The 15,883-nt window shown below is 61.6% G+C and carries 18 protein-coding genes; 4 read left to right on the top strand and 14 right to left on the bottom strand.

The genetic code is table 11. The features are described 5' to 3' along the window. Window positions 1–54: 54 nt before the first annotated feature. Together murJ and GQB03_RS14650 are read left to right on the top strand one after the other, a co-directional pair. Entirely contained in the window at window positions 55–1,593 is a 1,539-nt protein-coding gene (murJ, locus tag GQB03_RS14655; RefSeq protein WP_159690866.1) for a murein biosynthesis integral membrane protein MurJ, read from the top strand. A gap of 68 nt (window positions 1,594–1,661) precedes the next feature. Continuing rightward, window positions 1,662–2,291, top strand: a complete 630-nt coding sequence (locus GQB03_RS14650; protein ID WP_159690864.1) for a YbhB/YbcL family Raf kinase inhibitor-like protein — start codon at window positions 1,662–1,664, stop codon at window positions 2,289–2,291. Here GQB03_RS14650 and GQB03_RS14645 read toward each other — a convergent pair. The 7 genes from GQB03_RS14645 to GQB03_RS14615 form a co-directional block, all read right to left on the bottom strand. Next, window positions 2,288–3,544 (bottom strand): 6-phosphofructokinase, encoded by a 1,257-nt coding sequence (locus tag GQB03_RS14645; protein WP_159690861.1) that lies wholly within the window; start codon window positions 3,542–3,544, stop codon window positions 2,288–2,290. The two genes, GQB03_RS14650 and GQB03_RS14645, sit on opposite strands and share 4 nt — an antisense overlap. An 85-nt stretch (window positions 3,545–3,629) precedes the next feature. Next, complete coding sequence (gene adk, locus GQB03_RS14640; protein WP_159690859.1) at window positions 3,630–4,283, bottom strand: adenylate kinase; 654 nt, start codon at window positions 4,281–4,283, stop codon at window positions 3,630–3,632. A gap of 63 nt (window positions 4,284–4,346) precedes the next feature. Then, window positions 4,347–5,123 (bottom strand): 3-deoxy-manno-octulosonate cytidylyltransferase, encoded by a 777-nt coding sequence (gene kdsB / locus GQB03_RS14635; protein WP_159690857.1) that lies wholly within the window; start codon window positions 5,121–5,123, stop codon window positions 4,347–4,349. 4 nt (window positions 5,124–5,127) lie between these two features. Further along, the gene (locus GQB03_RS14630; protein ID WP_159690855.1) at window positions 5,128–5,304 is read right to left on the bottom strand and encodes a Trm112 family protein; all 177 of its coding nucleotides are present in this window, start codon (window positions 5,302–5,304) and stop codon (window positions 5,128–5,130) included. Next, a complete protein-coding gene (gene lpxK / locus GQB03_RS14625; protein WP_159690852.1) occupies window positions 5,285–6,304 on the bottom strand; it encodes a tetraacyldisaccharide 4'-kinase in 1,020 nt (339 codons plus the stop codon). The genes GQB03_RS14630 and lpxK overlap by 20 nt, the downstream gene beginning before the upstream one ends. 9 nt (window positions 6,305–6,313) lie before the next feature. Then, window positions 6,314–6,736: an ExbD/TolR family protein gene (locus GQB03_RS14620; RefSeq protein WP_159690849.1), complete on the bottom strand. Its 423-nt coding sequence runs from the start codon at window positions 6,734–6,736 to the stop codon at window positions 6,314–6,316. 15 nt (window positions 6,737–6,751) lie between these two features. Next, the gene (locus GQB03_RS14615) at window positions 6,752–7,360 is read right to left on the bottom strand and encodes a MotA/TolQ/ExbB proton channel family protein (protein ID WP_159690846.1); all 609 of its coding nucleotides are present in this window, start codon (window positions 7,358–7,360) and stop codon (window positions 6,752–6,754) included. Between the two features lie 388 nt (window positions 7,361–7,748). On the opposite strand from GQB03_RS14615, the gene xseA reads away from it, so the two are divergent. Both xseA and GQB03_RS14605 read left to right on the top strand, forming a co-directional pair. Next, window positions 7,749–9,128 (top strand): exodeoxyribonuclease VII large subunit, encoded by a 1,380-nt coding sequence (xseA, locus tag GQB03_RS14610; protein ID WP_159690843.1) that lies wholly within the window; start codon window positions 7,749–7,751, stop codon window positions 9,126–9,128. A gap of 83 nt (window positions 9,129–9,211) precedes the next feature. Next, the gene (locus tag GQB03_RS14605) at window positions 9,212–9,796 is read left to right on the top strand and encodes a superoxide dismutase (RefSeq protein ID WP_159690840.1); all 585 of its coding nucleotides are present in this window, start codon (window positions 9,212–9,214) and stop codon (window positions 9,794–9,796) included. 80 nt (window positions 9,797–9,876) lie between these two features. Here GQB03_RS14605 and GQB03_RS14600 read toward each other — a convergent pair whose 3' ends face one another. From GQB03_RS14600 to GQB03_RS14570, 7 genes are all read right to left on the bottom strand, one after another. Beyond that, on the bottom strand, window positions 9,877–10,686 hold the full coding sequence (locus GQB03_RS14600) for a substrate-binding domain-containing protein (protein ID WP_235027077.1): 810 nt from the start codon (window positions 10,684–10,686) through the stop codon (window positions 9,877–9,879). Further along, window positions 10,668–11,387: an ATP-binding cassette domain-containing protein gene (locus GQB03_RS14595; RefSeq protein WP_159690834.1), complete on the bottom strand. Its 720-nt coding sequence runs from the start codon at window positions 11,385–11,387 to the stop codon at window positions 10,668–10,670. The genes GQB03_RS14600 and GQB03_RS14595 overlap by 19 nt, the downstream gene beginning before the upstream one ends. Next, window positions 11,387–12,097 (bottom strand): ABC transporter permease, encoded by a 711-nt coding sequence (locus GQB03_RS14590; protein ID WP_159690831.1) that lies wholly within the window; start codon window positions 12,095–12,097, stop codon window positions 11,387–11,389. Before GQB03_RS14590 ends, GQB03_RS14595 begins: the two co-directional genes overlap by 1 nt. Continuing rightward, entirely contained in the window at window positions 12,098–12,406 is a 309-nt protein-coding gene (locus GQB03_RS14585; protein WP_159690828.1) for a hypothetical protein, read from the bottom strand. It lies immediately after the preceding gene. 8 nt (window positions 12,407–12,414) lie between these two features. Continuing rightward, window positions 12,415–12,666: a MoaD/ThiS family protein gene (locus GQB03_RS14580; RefSeq protein ID WP_159690825.1), complete on the bottom strand. Its 252-nt coding sequence runs from the start codon at window positions 12,664–12,666 to the stop codon at window positions 12,415–12,417. After that, window positions 12,663–13,928: an NAD(P)/FAD-dependent oxidoreductase gene (locus tag GQB03_RS14575; protein ID WP_159690822.1), complete on the bottom strand. Its 1,266-nt coding sequence runs from the start codon at window positions 13,926–13,928 to the stop codon at window positions 12,663–12,665. Before GQB03_RS14575 ends, GQB03_RS14580 begins: the two co-directional genes overlap by 4 nt. 106 nt (window positions 13,929–14,034) lie before the next feature. After that, a complete protein-coding gene (locus tag GQB03_RS14570) occupies window positions 14,035–15,882 on the bottom strand; it encodes an aldehyde ferredoxin oxidoreductase family protein (RefSeq protein ID WP_159690819.1) in 1,848 nt (615 codons plus the stop codon). Window position 15,883: the final 1 nt, after the last annotated feature.

The following is a 15,883-nucleotide window of genomic DNA, read 5'->3' as shown; positions in this document are numbered from 1 at the left end:
GATCGGCATCCGGTATCATCCGCGACCTTGGCCATAAACGTCGAACGCAGACACATGAATCTTCTACGCGCGCTGGCAACCGTCAGCGGCATGACACTCCTCTCCCGCGTTCTGGGCTTTGTGCGCGACTTCGTGATCGCGCGCGCATTCGGTGCTGGCCTGGTTACAGACGCGTTTTTTGTCGCATTCCGGCTTCCCAATCTACTGCGCAGGCTCTTCGCGGAAGGCGCATTCTCGCAGGCATTCGTCCCGATTCTCGCGGAGTACAAGAACCGTCGTGGCGATACCGAAGCCCATACGCTCATCAACCGGGTCGCGACAATACTCGGTCTGGTCGTACTGCTCGTCTCGCTGCTCGGCGTTGTCGCAGCTCCGCTGATCATCTATGTCTCCGCTCCGGGTTTCTCGGAAGATGCCGACAAGTTCGCGCTGACCGTCGAACTTACCCGTATCACCTTCCCCTACATCCTGTTCATGTCACTCGTGGCGCTCTCGGGCGGCGTGCTCAACACCTGGAGTCGATTCGCGGTACCCGCCTTCACTCCGGTCCTGCTGAATATCTCGTTCATCGCGATGGCACTCTTCGCTGCCCCGTACTTCAACCCCCCGGTAGCGGCGCTGGCCTGGGCCGTGTTCATCGGCGGGGCCTTGCAGCTGGCACTACAGATCGCCCCGTTGCGACGAATCGGCATGTTGCCCAGATTCGACTTCACCTTGCGCGATCCGGGTGTGAACCGGATCCTCAAGCTCATGGCGCCGGCCACGCTGGGCGTTTCGGTCAGCCAGATTTCTCTTCTGATCAACACGGTGTTCGCATCCTTTCTGCCAAGCGGGAGCGTCTCGTGGCTCTATTACGCCGACCGCCTGATGGAGTTTCCGGCAGGCATGCTGGGCGTCGCACTGGGGACCATCCTCTTGCCCAGCCTCTCCAAACTGCATGCCGACGAGCGGCACGAGGAATTTTCCTCACTGCTCGACTGGGGATTGCGGCTTACGCTCATGCTGACCTTGCCAGCAGCCCTGGCCCTGGCAGTTCTTGCCGTCCCGCTGGTTGCCACGCTGTTTCACTATGGTGCGTTCGAAGCCGCGGATGTCGCTCACACTCGCGACGCGCTCATGGCCTACAGCATTGGCCTCACCGGACTTATCCTGGTAAAGGTGCTCGCCCCCGGGTTCTACGCCCGTCAGGACATCCGCACGCCCGTCAAAATCGCGATCGTCACGCTGATCGCCACACAGCTCATGAACCTCGCTTTCATAACGCCCCTCCAGCACGCAGGACTGGCGCTGTCCATCGGTCTTGCCTCGTGCCTGAACGCCGGCATGCTCTATCGCGGCCTTCGTGCCAAGGGCATCTATGCGCCGCAAGACGGTTGGGGGCTGTTCCTCGGCAAACTGGCCATCGCACTGCTGGTCCTTGGGGCAAGCTTGTGGTTTGCGGCCGGCAGCGCCGAAAGCTGGCTTGCCGGGCAAGGAATTGCACGCGTCGCGAAGCTGGCCGGTGTCGTTGCCGTCGGCGCCGTAGCCTACTTCGCGACGCTCTTCATCCTCGGATTCAGGCCGGCCGACTTCAGACGCAAGGCCGCAGCTTAGCGAGGCAGCGCTACAATTCGGGCTGATGGCAACCTGACTTCAGGTTGTGCTCCAAAGTGGAGGCAGGCATGAAACTGACCAGCACGAGCTTCAATGATGGCGAACGAATTCCGGATTCCTTCGCATTTTGCAATCCTGCCGCGGAAGGCCATGTGGCCCTTGCACCGAACAGGAATCCCCAGCTCGCATGGTCCGGGCTTCCCCCCGGGACTAGATCGCTCGCGCTCATCTGCCACGATCCCGACGTACCCAGCCGTGGAGACGACGTCAATCAGGAAGGACGTACCGTCCCGGCTTCACTGCCGCGTGTAGACTTCTTTCACTGGATCCTCGTAGATCTGCCAGCCGACGCATCACCGATCCTCGAAGCCGAATTCAGCGACGGGGTTACGGCAACGGGGAAATCCGGCCCAGCTGCGGCGCGCGGGACGCGACAGGGCATCAATGACTACACCGGCTGGTTCGCAAGCGATGCGCAGATGAGCGGCGACTACTACGGTTACGACGGCCCCTGCCCGCCCTGGAACGATGAAATTATTCATCGCTACGTCTTCACCCTGTACGCCTTGGACGTTGAGCGGCCCGACATTCCGGGGGCAATCACCGGTCAGGCGGTACGCGATGCCATTTCGGGCCACGTGCTCGACAAGGCATCGATCACTGGAACCTATTCGCTCAATCCGTCCGTGAAGCCCTAGATCGTGTAGGGCTCGAGCAGCCGCGGCATCTCGACCAGACGCGGCTGCCAGTAACGCGGGAGTCCGTCCCGGAACGCCGGCAGGCATTCACCTGTGATGAGTGGCTGCGCCCAGGCACGAAATGCCTCGCTCACGTGCAGGCCATCCCCGCGGATGTACTCGGGCGGCAAGGTGCGCTCGAAATCGGCCACGTCTGCAAGCGGCACCGAGTCCACCTGCCAGCAGTATGGCGTGGAAGAAGTTCGTCTGATGACGCAGCAAACACCACTCTGGCCTCGCAGCGCCGCCTCCACCGAGAACACGCCAACAGCATGGGCCTGCGCATCGTCGGTGGCCGAAACAAGATGGCGTGCTGCACGTTGCAGGTAATCACCGATCGCATGATGCACCTTGTATCCAAGCACACTGGCGACCCTGCCCGCCACGAAGGCCCCCGCCCCCCCCAGCTGGACATAACCCGCGGGGTCCGTGGCGACCTGCGCCAGCGCCTTGCCATCGGAAGAGCGGACGCCCTCGGCCACCGCGATCGCGCAGTAGCCGAGCCGCGCGACACATGTCTTGATCGCGGCGAGCACCCGCGCCTCGTCGAACGTCACTTCCGGCAGCAATACCAGATGTGGGGCCGCATCCTCCCGGTCTGCGGCCAGCCCACAGCCGGCAGCCAACCAGCCGGCATTGCGCCCCATGACCTCGAGAACGAACACCCGCCCCCGCCGGGTGCTCATCGAGGCCAGATCGATCGACGCCTCTCGCATCGACGTCGCCAGATACTTGATCGCCGAACCGTAACCGGGACAACAATCTGTCTCGACGATATCGTTGTCGACGGTCTTGGGAATCCCCACGACGACCAACGGATAATCCCGGCGAAGCGCCGATTCCGCGATCTGTCGCGCGGTTCGCATCGACCCGTTGCCCCCGTTGTAGAAGAGGTAACCGACCCTGTGCGTCGCGAGTACCTCAAAGATCCGATCGTACTGCGCAGGATTGTCGCGCTCTTCGTCGAGATCAAAACGACACGAGCCAAAGATACCCCCGGGTGTATTTCGCATGCCAATCAGCTGATCGTTCGCGAAGCTCCCGGTATCCACCAAGCTTTCGGAAAGCAACCCAAGAATCCCGTTCCGCGCCGCAAGCATCCTGCCAATACGTCGAGGATGCCGTCGTGCAGTTTCGATCACCCCACAGGCGGAAGCATTGATTACCGCAGTGACGCCGCCGGACTGCGCGTACAAGGCGTTGGGAGGTGCCATCGAACCCGTCTCACTAAAAAGAGAAGGCGTGCCAGGGACGCATCGTCTCCTGGCACGCCTCTTGACCCGGCCTGAGCAGGGATGATTACTTCAGCGCGTCGAAAGCCCGGGCAGTGATCTCTTCAACCTTTCCCTGGCCGGCAATACGGCGGTATTTCGGCGCCTTGGCATCACCGGTGGCTGCCCAGTCGGAATAGTAGGCAACCAGCGGCTTGGTCTGCGCGTGATAGACCTCGAGCCGCTTCCTGACCGTTTCTTCACGGTCATCGTCGCGCTGAATCAGATCCTCGCCGGTCACGTCGTCCTTCCCTTCAACCTTGGGTGGATTGAACTTCACATGATAAGTCCGGCCCGATGCCACATGCACCCGGCGACCACCCATGCGTTCGATGATGTCACCGTCAGGCACGTCGATTTCGAGAACGTAATCGATCGGTACACCCGCGGCCTTCATCGCTTCCGCCTGCGGGATCGTGCGCGGAAAGCCGTCGAACATGTAACCCGCCTTGCAGTCGTCCTGCTGCAAACGATCCTTTACGAGACCGATGATTATGTCATCCGAAACGAGGCCGCCCGCATCCATCACCTTCTTGGCCTCGACACCCAGCGGGGTGCCTGCCTTGACGGCGGCACGAAGCATGTCACCAGTCGAGATCTGTGGAATGCCGAACTTTTCCTTGATGTAGTTGGCCTGTGTTCCCTTGCCCGCGCCCGGCGGTCCCAACAGAATGAGTCGCATATACCCTCCCGATATTCGCGGCATCCTCGAACGGGCCGCATTTATGAAAACTTCAGCGGCAAGTTAACCACAATCACCCATGCGGTCAAACACCTTGCGAACCCGCTCGAGATCCGCCTGCGTGTCGACACCCGCGGGTGGCGCCGAATCGATCGCAAGAACCCTGATACGGTAGCCATGCCACAACGCCCTCAGCTGCTCCAGCGCTTCCCAGGTCTCGATCGGGGAAGGCTGGAGGTCGGCATAACGCCGCAGAAAGGCTGCCCGGTATGCATAGAGGCCGACATGACGCTGCATCACGAATCCCGGGGGCACGCCGCGTCCGCCATCTGCAAACGCATCACGCGCCCAGGGAATACTCGCACGCGAAAAATAGAGCGCACGATCATGGCTATCGCATACGACCTTGACCACATTGGGATTGAACAACTCTTCCGGATCGTCGATCGGATGGCTTGCGGTCGCAATGGACGCTTCGCGATCATCCGCAAGAACTTGCGCGACCCGACTCACGAGCGTCGGCTCGATCAGCGGTTCGTCGCCCTGGACATTGACAACCAAGGTTTCGTCATCCCAGCCCAGACGAGCCACGACCTCGGCGAGCCTGTCGGTACCACTGGGATGATCCTCACGCGTCAGCACGACCGATCCGCCGGCAGACTCCACTGCAGCCGCGACACCGGAATGGTCGGTCGCCACCCAGACCTCGTCGGCACCCGCCTGGCGGGCGCGTTCGAGCACACGTACCACCATCGGTTTGCCACCGATGTCGGCCAGCGGCTTTCCTGGCAGACGGCTCGAGGCAAAGCGGGCCGGAATCACGACCTTGAAGCCGGCCATCGCATCAATCCTCGGTAGCGGGCATCTGCCGAGCTTCGTCCTCGAGCATCACCGGAATGCCATCACGCACCGGGTAGGCGAGCCTGCATGGCTTGCAGACCAGTTCCTGTTCGGCCTTGCGATAATCGAGCGGCCCTTTGCAGAGCGGGCAAACCAGGATTTCAAGCAGACGACTGTCCATGGACCAGCTTCTCCATCACGATTCTGAAAGCACCCCGATCGAGCTGCGCCGCAACCGGCAGCACCCAGCTGTCCGGCGGCGCGAAAGCCCGGCATTTTACCGCATCCTTGGCGGTCATCAGCAGTGGAAATGCATCTTTGAAGCGCAGGTCTTCGGCCACGAATGGGTGATGATCCGCAAAGGCGTGGCAGATCGGCTCGACACCGGCCCGGCGCAGGGTATCGAAAAATCGCTCCGGCCGGCCAATTCCGGCGACCGCATGGACAGTTCGACCACGGAACGTCGAAAGCGGCGCGCTCGCTCCTGACCCGTCAACTGCCACCAAATCGCCCGGCTGAAGCCTCATCGCGAACACCTCCGCCGTGCCGCGGGCTGCCTCGAGCTGTGCGTCCATACCACCGTGCAGCAACACCAAATCGGCCTCTGCAAGCCGCTCCATCGGCTCGCGCAAGGGACCTGCGGGCAACCGGTAGCGATTTCCGAGGACCGCGGGGTCCACGACGATGATCTCGACATCACGGCCCATCGGGTAATGCTGCAAGCCATCATCGCTCACCAGCACAGAGCAGTCCGGATGGGCAGCCAACAGGGCACGTGCAGCAGCGGGCCGGTCTCTGCCCACAAAAACCGGCGCTCCGGTCAGCGCAGCGAGCAACACCGGTTCATCGCCAAAAACCGCCGGGTCCGCATCACGGGCCGGCACCTCGGCGACCCCCTCGACCCGTCCGCCGTAGCCGCGACTCAGAATTCCCGGCGAGTGGCCCGCCTCGCGAAGTCGCTCGCACAACCACACCACCACAGGCGTCTTGCCACTGCCGCCTACCGCAATGTTCCCGACCACGACGACCGGTCGCGGCACACGTTGCACCTTGAGGACACCCCGGAGAAAGAGACTTCGCCGAAACGCCGACAAGGCGCCGAAAACGAGGGCCAGCGGAAGCAGCGCGCGGGCCTTGAGCCCACGCTGCTGCCAGAATGCCGGTGCGCCGCGGCTGGCCACCCGATACGCCTACCGCTTGGCCGTCTGCGTAGCAAACGAAATCTGTTCGAGTCCGGCCTGCTGTGCCGCCTGCATCACATCGATGACACTCTGATGCGTTGCCTTCGCATCGGCGCTTATGATCACCACCGGAGACTTCCCCGTGGTAGCGGCCGCTCTGCCCAGCGCTGCTGCTATGGACGCGATGTCTCGGGCACCGACCGGGCGCTTGTCGATCAGCACGTCGCCATTCGCCGTCACCGCCACATTCACTTCATTGGGCTCGCTTTCCGTCGCATCCGCGGTCGAGCTCGGAAGGTTTATCTCGAGCCCCGCAAAGCGCGAATAGGTGGTGGTGAGCATCAGGAAGATGATGATCACCAGCAGCACGTCGATCAGCGGGATCAGGTTGATCTCCGGTTCTTCCTGCCTGCGATTGCTCTGGAATCTCATCGAACTGTCCGCCGGTCAATTACGTCGTTCGCCGTGGACAACCTCGACGAGCTTGACCGCCTGCTGCTCCATGTCGATCACGAAGGCATTCACCAGGGCGCGGAAATGCCGCCAGAAAATCATGCTCGGAATGGCGATCATGAGGCCGAATCCAGTGTTGTACAGGGCGATCGATATGCCGTGGGCCAGTTGCTGTGGACTGCCGCCCGACGGGCCTTGAGAACCGAAAATCTCGATCATCCCGATGATCGTTCCAAAAAGCCCCATGAGCGGGCTGATCGACGCGATGGTCCCGAGGGTGGTCAGAAAGCGCTCCATGTCATGGACGACGGCACGCCCCGCTTCTTCGATCGACTCTTTCATGACGTCGCGCGGACTTCTCACGTTGCGCAATCCCGCCGCCAGAACCCTTCCAAGAGGCGAGTGCGCAGCCACCCGATTGACCATGTCAGCCGAGACGCCCTTCTGCCGGTACTCGGCCACGATCTTCTCGAGCAGTCCCGGAGGAACGATTTTCGAGCGTCTCAGCGTGATCGAGCGTTCGATGATGAGAGCCACGGCAATGATGGATGCGAACAACAGCGGCCAGATAGGCCATCCCGCGGCCTCGATGATTGCGAACACGCCTCACACTCCGGAGTTGCCAAACGCGGGACTCTATCCCCGCCGCGACGCATTCTGCAAGTTCTGGAACGCGGCCAGCCCCACACGGTCTCGACCTCAATCCACAGAAACTGTGGATAACTTTGTGGATCATGCCTGCTGAAACGCCGGAAGGTACCGGAAACAAAGGGAATAAGGTCGTCCGATCAAAAATGCATCAATATTTTTTTCTTTTTATTTCAATATCTTAGATCCACCCAACACAACCGGACAGATTTTGTTACCGAGGCTTGACAAGGTCCGACCGCTGTGGATGGCAGCCCCGCCATCCTTCCCCTTCTGAGTGTTCCGACTCCGAACTGCGTTGCTTGCGGCCTGACCTCCCGGCCACTTGACGTAAAATGCGCCGATGAGCTTCGCGAACGAATTTTCCTCAGCCGGGGGACAACAGACGATCTCGGTTGCCGAGCTCAATACACTCGCGCGTGAGGCGCTCGAGTCCGCCATCCCCCTCCATTGGGTCGCGGGCGAAATATCCAATCTCACCCGAGCCGCATCCGGACACATCTATTTCACCTTGAAAGATGCGCAAGCCCAGGTGCGGTGCACGCTTTGGCGCAGCAAGGCGCAGTTGCTTCCCTTTCAGCCGACCCATGGCCAGAAAGTCGAGGTTCGTGCGCTGGCAACGCTTTACGAAGCAAGGGGCGATTTCCAGCTGAACGTGGAAACGATCCGCCGCGCAGGCGTCGGCAGCCTGTACGAGGCCTTCCTCGCGCTACGGGAGCGGCTTGAGCGCGAAGGGCTTTTCAAGGCATCCGACAAACGCCCATTGCCAAGCTTTCCGCGCGGCGTCGGGATCATCACGTCGCTGCAGGCCGCAGCCCTGCGAGATGTACTTTCCGCAATGCGCCGCCGCGCCCCGCATCTGCCCATTGTGATCTACCCTTCGACCGTTCAGGGTTCGGAAGCTCCGCACGCGCTTGCCGGCGCGATAGAGACCGCTGGCGCACGTGCCTCCCGCGACGGTATCGACGTATTGTTGCTGGTGCGGGGCGGCGGCAACCTGGAAGACCTGTGGCCCTTCAACGACGAGGCCCTTGCACGCGTAATCCGCCGCAGCCCCGTTCCGGTCATAACCGGGATCGGCCATGAAACCGATTTCACCATCGCGGATTTCGTCGCCGACCTTCGGGCAGCAACCCCTACGGCAGCCGCCGAACTGGCCACCGCGGCATATGTCGCGATCAGCCAGCGCCTCGCCGAGCAGACCCGGCGACTCCTGCGCGCGGCGGCGCGCACACTCGAAAACGCCGCCCAACGTCTCGATCGTGCCGCGGTTCGCGTCATACATCCGAGAGAAAGGCTTGCCAGGGCGCGCGAGCGTCTTGAAGGCGTCGATGCTCGCCTGAAACGGGCAGCCACGGCACGCTTGCGCGCCCATTCGCATTGCCTCGACAATCTCTCCGCGCGGCTCTCCGGGAAGCGCCCGGATTTCCGTGCCCAGAAGGATCATCTGCGGCATATCGAGGACCGATTGAGTAGTGCGGCGAACCGGCTCATCCGCCGGCAGCACGAACGCGTTGACGGACTTGCCGCGAATCTCGCCCATCTCAACCCCGAATCCGTTCTGGCCCGCGGATACGGCATCGTCCGCGACCAGAACGGAAGAATTGTCCGGGAGGCCACGTCGGTCGGGCCAGGCGAGGCACTGAGCATCAGACTGTCCCACGGCCGCCTCGATGCCGTGGTCAGTGCCACGCACCCGGCAGCGACGTCGCCGGACGAATGAGTCATGGGGCCGTAATTGTCACACCCCGCTATCCCGACTAGAATCGTCGGGCTCTCATCAAGAATCAAACCCAGGAGAAACAGATGGAACACACCCTTCCCGCACTGCCTTACGCGAAGACCGCTCTTGCACCGCACATTTCCGAAGAAACGCTCGATTTCCATTACGGCAAGCACCATCAGGCCTACGTCACCAACCTCAACAACCTGATCAAGGGCACCGAATACGAGAACCTCGACCTCGAGGCAATCGTCAAGAAAGCCCCGGCCGGCGGTATCTACAACAATTCCGCCCAGGTGTGGAACCACACCTTCTTCTGGAATTCGATGAAACCCAACGGCGGCGGCGCCCCGACCGGTGCACTGGCCGAAGCCATCAACGCCAAATGGGGTTCGTTCGACGAGTTCAAGAAGGCTTTCCAGGCCTCCGCAGTCGGCAACTTCGGTTCGGGCTGGACCTGGCTGGTGAAAAAGGCCGATGGTTCGGTCGACATCGTCAACATGGGCGCTGCGGGCACCCCGCTGACCACCGGCGACAAGGCACTGCTCTGCATCGACGTGTGGGAACACGCTTACTACATCGACTATCGCAATGCCCGCCCGAAATTTGTCGAGACCTTCCTGAACAGTCTCGCCAACTGGGACTTTGCGGCAAGCAACTTCGCTTGAGCGCCTGACGGCAAAACGTCGGCGATCAACGAAAAAAGGCATCCTCGGATGCCTTTTTTCGTTCCGGCTGTTCGGCGCGCTCACTTCATGGGGAAGAAGAGCTGCTCGCCACCCAGCTTGTAAGAAGCAATTGCAGCTGCACCTTCATCCGAAGTGATCCAATTGATGAAAGTCTCGGCAAGCGCCTTCTTGACGTGCGGATGGCGCTCCGGATTGACCAGGATCGCGCCGTACGGATTGAACAGCTTGGGATCACCCGAATAGAGAATCGCAAGCCCCTGGCGGTTCTTGAAGTTGGCCCAGGTGCCGCGGTCGGTCAGCGTGTAGGCACCCATGCCGGCGGCCATGTTGAGCGTCGGTCCCATGCCGGCACCGGCTTCCTTGTACCAGGTCTGTCCGACCGGATTCACATCCACCGCTTTCCAGAACCTCTGTTCCGCGGAATGCGTACCGCTGCGATCGCCGCGTGAGACGAAGGCCTTGCCGCCGTCCGCAATCTTCTTGAACGCGTCACCGGCATCCTTCGCCGTCTTGATGTCAGCAGGATCTTCCGTTGGTCCGACGATCACGAAGTCGTTGTACATGACGTTCTTCCGATAGGCACCATAGCCCTCGGCGACGAACGCGTCCTCCTTAGCACGATCGTGAACCAGCAGCGCATCGGCATCGCCCCGCCGGCCTACATCCAGCGCCTGCCCGGTACCGAGCGCCACAACCTTCACCTCGATGCCCGTTTTCTTCTGGAAGATTGGCAGAATATGGCCGAAAAGGCCCGATTGCTCGGTCGAGGTCGTCGATGCGAGCGTGATCGAATCCGCTGCAGCCGCTCCCAGCGCCACCAACGAAAGCGCGGCGGCTGCGACCAGTCGCTTCAGAATGCCATTTGCCACGGTAGTTCTCCTTGTATGAAAAGTCTCGCTTCTTCGGAAGCAGGACGTCGAAAAAACTCGCTGACCGGAACGTGCTCGCGCACGCATCCACTTGCCATGAAGACGACATCATCCGCGAGTCGCGTAGCCTGGCCAAGATTGTGCGTTGTCATGACTATTTTGCAACCTTCGGTGCGGACTTCACGAATGATCCTCTCGACCATTTCGGCTCCGGAGGGATCAAGGCTCGCTGTCGGCTCGTCGAGCAACAACAGGCGCGGCCGGGTCAGCCAGGCTCTCGCGAGCGCAAGACGTTGGCGCTCCCCACCCGAGAGCTGGCGGGCGCTGTCCCGTGCCCGATCGGCGAGTCCAACCCGCTCCAGCATGGCCCATGCACTCGCCTGCCTCTCACGCCGCGCCACGCCAAGCGGAATCAGACCAAGCGCGGCATTCTCGAGTACCGAAGCACGCAGCATGATCGGCTGCTGGAAGACCATCGCCACACCTTCTGGACAGTGATCGTAGTCGCCCCACCGAAGCGTGCCGGCCGACGGCTCGAGCAGTCCGCACAGGATCCTCAGGAGCACGCTCTTGCCGGCCCCGTTCGGGCCGAGCACTACCGAGATACCCTCTCCGCCCAGGACGAGATCAAGCCCCCGCAGCACCGCGTGGCCATTTGGCTCGAAACGTAACCGAGAGGCTGATACAGGAAACATCGGCATCAGGAATACCGGCGCATGGCCCAGTTTCGGACCACAAATGCGAGGCCGTTGAGCAGCAGGATCATTGCAATCAGCACGAGACCCAGCGCAATCGCGAGCGGGAGATCCCCCTTGCTCGTTTCGAGCGCGATCGAAGTGGTCATGACGCGGGTCGAACGATCGATATTGCCCCCGACGATCATGACCGCACCTACCTCTGACATTGCCCGCCCGAGGCCGGCCAGCACGGCCACGAAAAGGGAGTATCGACAATCGTGCAAGAGCGTTCGCACCGACTGGCTCCATGTAAATCGCATCGCGTTGAACTCCTCCGCATACTGCCGCCAGGCATCCTCCACGACCTGCCGTGATATGGCCGCCATCAAAGGCACGACCAGGACGATCTGGGCGATGACCATTGCACTAGGCGTATACAAGAGGCCGAAGTCACCCAAAGGTCCTGAACGGGACAAAAGCAGGTAGACCACCACACCAACCACCACCGAAGGCAAGCCCATGAAGCCGTTTGCAATGACGGCAAGCGTCTGCTTCCCACGAAACCGGCCGACCGCGAGGCAGGCGCCGGCCGGCAGACCGATAAGCAAGCCGATTGCGACCGCGAGGCCGCTGACCCGCAGGGACAGCAACGCGATATCGAGCACCTGATGGTCGAAAGCCAATATCAAGGAGAGCGCCTCGCCGAAGGCCGTACCTACCCCACCAGTCGACAATCAACCGCCTCCCCGCTGCATCGCGCGATCCAGCTTCGCAAGCAACACTTCGCAGTCCGGACCGCCTCCTTGGACGAACTCATAGACTGCCTTGAGGACCGGAATCTCGATCAGCGCAATGCGCCGTGGCGGCGCCTCGAAAAGTGAGATATCCAGCACGACATCTCCCGAACGCACCCGGTAGGTATCGGGACCAAGCGCTTCGACCCCCGGGGAGTGCGCGAGTGCCAGTGCCCTCAGAAACTCCGCCCGGGTGGCGCCAACTTCCCGCTCGATCCGCTTTCGCGACCCCGCGCTCATCACCCGCATGAATTCCCTCAGCCGCCGGCAACCGGCGGCCAGATGGCAAGCTCATCGCCCTCGGACAAGCGGCTTGCTGGCCGCTCGGCCGGAGCAATGTAGAGGCCATTGAGCAGAACCAGGTGAGCATTGCGGGGCGGAATCCGGTAGAGATCGATCATCTGCTGGACGCTCGTTCCATCCTCTACCTCGAGCTCGACGACATTGCTCTTGCGTGTGGGCGGCAAGAGTTCCGTCAGGCCGGCGAAGAGCTTGAAGCGGATCTTCATGCCGCTCGGCTCAGCGAAACCGGTTGGGTGCTCGCAACATATGCCTCGAAGAAAGCGAAAGGATTGACCAGAAGACGATCCCGCCAGGCACCGAGACGTAGTTTCCCCTGGATCAAGCCCCGCAGCGCCCCGACGTGATCGGTAAGACCGATCGAAGTCGCGCCCACGAGCACGTCACCGCGGAACTGCAGGCTGATATATCGGAAATTGGCCTCGTCGATCCGCTCCACCCCCTGGGTACCCTCGCCACCCCACCATTGCCCGAAGGATGAAGAAATCAGGCCCAATGTATCGAGCACATTGATTGCGAGTACACCCGGCATGCGTGCGCTTCCACCCGCCATGTTGATCGCGGCGACCCGTGCCTGATCGACCGCATTGGGCTGGATAGCCGATACCAGGTGCGCCCCCGTAAAGAGGTCGGGCGCCTCGGCGACGTCGCCGGCGGCATAGATGCCAGGAACCGAGGTCTGCATCCTGTCGTCCACCAGCACCCCCTTTGCAACATGCACCGGCGACCCCTCGAGAAATCCGGTGTTGGGCACCACGCCCGCGGCGACGATCACCACATCGCAGGGCAATGCCTCTCCGGTAGACAGTTTGACCGACAGCGGTGCATCGCCCGTCCCGTCGTCGATTCGCTCCACGCCGGCACTGGTCCGCACGCGGATGCCTTTCGATTCGACCCATTCGCGAATCATGTTGCCTGCCTTCTGGGTCATCATGCGCGGCACCATGCGATCGCCCATTTCCACCACGGTCAGCTCGACGCCCCGCGCCGCCAGCGCCTCCATGATGATGCAACCGATGAATCCCGCGCCGAGTTGCAGCACACGGCTGCCAGGTTTCGTCAACGCGGCAATCGCACGGGCATCTTCGAGCGTCCAGCATGTCTGCGTCTGCGGCCGATCAATGCCGGGAATCGGCGGCCGCACCGGATGTGAACCACTGGCCACCAACAGGCGATCGTAAGAAATCGACGTTCCGTCCTTGAGCAACAGGGTACATGCCGAGGTGTCGAGCGCGACGACACGCCCCTGGAGGGTCTCGATTCGCTTGCTGGCGAAATGATCGGGCGTCTTGCGCAGATAGGTACCGCTTTCGTCGATGTTCCCCTCCAGCAAATAGGGAATCGCCATACGCGAATAGGGCGGCTCGAGTTCGCTGCCAATCATCAGAATCTGGCACGCCGGATCGGCATGCCGAAGCGTTTCAGCTGCAACGACCCCTGCCGGGCCGTTGCCGATAATCACGTGTTTCATCCGGAACTCTCCGAAATGACAGAGGTTCCGCGCATATTCGAGGACATGCGGACGCACCCGCCTTGCGACAGGCAGGCGCATCCTCGCGGAACCGGGGATGATGGGATCAGAGGCCGAGGCGTTCCAGCGTCTCCCGGGTCGGCACGCCTTCCGGCGTCCATCCGCGAACCTGGTAGTACTCGGGGATCATCCTGTCGATACCGCTCACCAATCCCTTGGCGGGCCCGGTCTTGGCCGCTTCGGTCTTGAGCCGCGCCGGCAGGTCGTCGTCCTTGCGGGTGAAACCGGCGGCGAGATTGTACTGACGCTCCATGGTCCAGATACGCTCGCCGACGTCATTGAGCTTGTCCATGCTCCAGTCACCCTCACACGCCGCCGCGATCTGCGGTTGCACATCGGCGAGCGTCCACGCAAACGAAGTAAACACGCAGATGCCTGCCGCATCGAACACCGCCGTCGCATCCTGGAAGGCCTTGACCAGTTCAGGCTTGCCTTCGGTAACGAGCGGATCGGTCTTGACCGGAATGCCGAGCACTTCGGAAGCCACGGTATAGGAGCGCAGATGGCAGGCACCGCGGTTTGACGTCGCATAGGTAAGGCCCATGCCCTGGATACCGCGCGCATCGTAGGCCGGAAATTCCTGCCCCTTGACGCTCATCGACAGCTCCGGGTGGCCGTACTTCTCGCAGAGCCGTTTCGAGCCGAGACCGATCTCCTTGCCGAAACCTTCCCCACGAGCCGTCATCTCGGTGAATCGGGCCAGTGCCTCGGCAGAGCCGAACGGTGCATCGATACCGATCTGCTCCTTGGTGAGAACCCCCATCTCGTAGAGTTCCATCACCGCACCCACGGTCGCCCCGAACGAGATCGGATCCATGCCGTCTTCATTGCACAGCAGATTGGCGTATTGCAGTGCCTCGATATCGCCGACACCATTGGCTGCACCGAGCGCCCAGGCTGCCTCGTATTCCAGACCACCGGATGCGCCCCAGTATTTCGGGTTGTTAACCACGGTGAAGTGGGTCTTGTCGATCGCGGAAATCCGCCCGCAGGCGATGGTGCAGCCGAAGCAGGCAGCGTTCGTTACCAGCTGTGCCTTGCCGTCGGTTTCCCGCTTTTCGTGCATGGCCTCGGCGGAAATCTTCGAGGCATCCTCGAACGCCACGTCCTTGTGATTCCGAGTAGGCAGCGCGCCCATCTCGTTGATCACGTTCATCAGCACCTGGGTACCATAGGTCGGAAGACCCTGACCAGTGACCGCATTGTCGGCAAGGACCTTCTTCTTCTCGGTGGTGACCTTCAGGAATTCACCAAAATCCCTGATTCCCGAAACCCCCTTGGTCCCGCGCAGCGCAACCGCCTTGAGGTTCTTCGAGCCCATCACCGCGCCGACGCCCGAACGTCCGGCCGCACGGTGCAGATCGTTCACCACGCAGGCGAACAGCACCTGGTTCTCCCCGGCACGTCCAATCGACGACACGCGGATCTGCGGATCGTGATGATCGCGCTTGATCGCTTCTTCGGTTTCCCAGCAGGTCTTGCCCCACAGTTGGGACGCGTCGCGCAACTCGGCCTTGTCGTTTTCGACGAAAAGGTAGACCGGCTTGGGCGACCTGCCTTCGAAAATGATCATGTCCCATCCAGCGAACTTCATCTCCGCGCCGAAGAAGCCGCCCGAATTGGAACACGCTATGGCGCCGGTGAGCGGACCCTTGGTAACGACCGTATAGCGACCGCCGGTCGACGCCATGGTGCCGGTAAGCGGGCCGGTGGACATGATCATCTTGTTGCCCGGCGACAGGGGGTCAACCGTCGGATCGGTCTCCTCGACGAGATACTTGGTCGCCAGTCCCCTGGAGCCGAGGTAGTCGTTTGCCCACTCCATGTTGAGTGGTTCGCTGGTACACGTTCCTGCGGTCAGGTCGACACGCAGAACCTTCTTGTTCCATCCCATG

It is taken from the genome of Cognatazoarcus halotolerans (assembly GCF_009800965.1).
In the GTDB taxonomy this organism is placed as follows: Bacteria; Pseudomonadota; Gammaproteobacteria; order Burkholderiales; family Rhodocyclaceae; genus Cognatazoarcus; species Cognatazoarcus halotolerans.
Note: the sequence above shows the minus strand (reverse complement) of the source record. Positions and strands in the feature narration are given on the sequence as shown.

Excerpts from the sequence above, each read along its gene's own strand:
- GQB03_RS14645 (WP_159690861.1), bottom strand. The coding sequence starts at position 3,544 with ATGGCACCTCCCAACGCCTTGTACGCGCAGTCCGGCGGCGTCACTGCG.
- GQB03_RS14650 (WP_159690864.1), top strand. The coding sequence starts at position 1,662 with ATGAAACTGACCAGCACGAGCTTCAATGATGGCGAACGAATTCCGGAT.
- kdsB (WP_159690857.1), bottom strand. The coding sequence starts at position 5,123 with ATGGCCGGCTTCAAGGTCGTGATTCCGGCCCGCTTTGCCTCGAGCCGT.
- GQB03_RS14570 (WP_159690819.1), bottom strand. The coding sequence starts at position 15,882 with ATGGGATGGAACAAGAAGGTTCTGCGTGTCGACCTGACCGCAGGAACG.
- GQB03_RS14580 (WP_159690825.1), bottom strand. The coding sequence starts at position 12,666 with ATGAAGATCCGCTTCAAGCTCTTCGCCGGCCTGACGGAACTCTTGCCG.
- xseA (WP_159690843.1), top strand. The coding sequence starts at position 7,749 with ATGAGCTTCGCGAACGAATTTTCCTCAGCCGGGGGACAACAGACGATC.
- murJ (WP_159690866.1), top strand. The coding sequence starts at position 55 with ATGAATCTTCTACGCGCGCTGGCAACCGTCAGCGGCATGACACTCCTC.
- GQB03_RS14630 (WP_159690855.1), bottom strand. The coding sequence starts at position 5,304 with ATGGACAGTCGTCTGCTTGAAATCCTGGTTTGCCCGCTCTGCAAAGGG.
- GQB03_RS14585 (WP_159690828.1), bottom strand. The coding sequence starts at position 12,406 with ATGCGGGTGATGAGCGCGGGGTCGCGAAAGCGGATCGAGCGGGAAGTT.
- adk (WP_159690859.1), bottom strand. The coding sequence starts at position 4,283 with ATGCGACTCATTCTGTTGGGACCGCCGGGCGCGGGCAAGGGAACACAG.
- GQB03_RS14575 (WP_159690822.1), bottom strand. The coding sequence starts at position 13,928 with ATGAAACACGTGATTATCGGCAACGGCCCGGCAGGGGTCGTTGCAGCT.
- GQB03_RS14605 (WP_159690840.1), top strand. The coding sequence starts at position 9,212 with ATGGAACACACCCTTCCCGCACTGCCTTACGCGAAGACCGCTCTTGCA.
- GQB03_RS14595 (WP_159690834.1), bottom strand. The coding sequence starts at position 11,387 with ATGCCGATGTTTCCTGTATCAGCCTCTCGGTTACGTTTCGAGCCAAAT.
- GQB03_RS14620 (WP_159690849.1), bottom strand. The coding sequence starts at position 6,736 with ATGAGATTCCAGAGCAATCGCAGGCAGGAAGAACCGGAGATCAACCTG.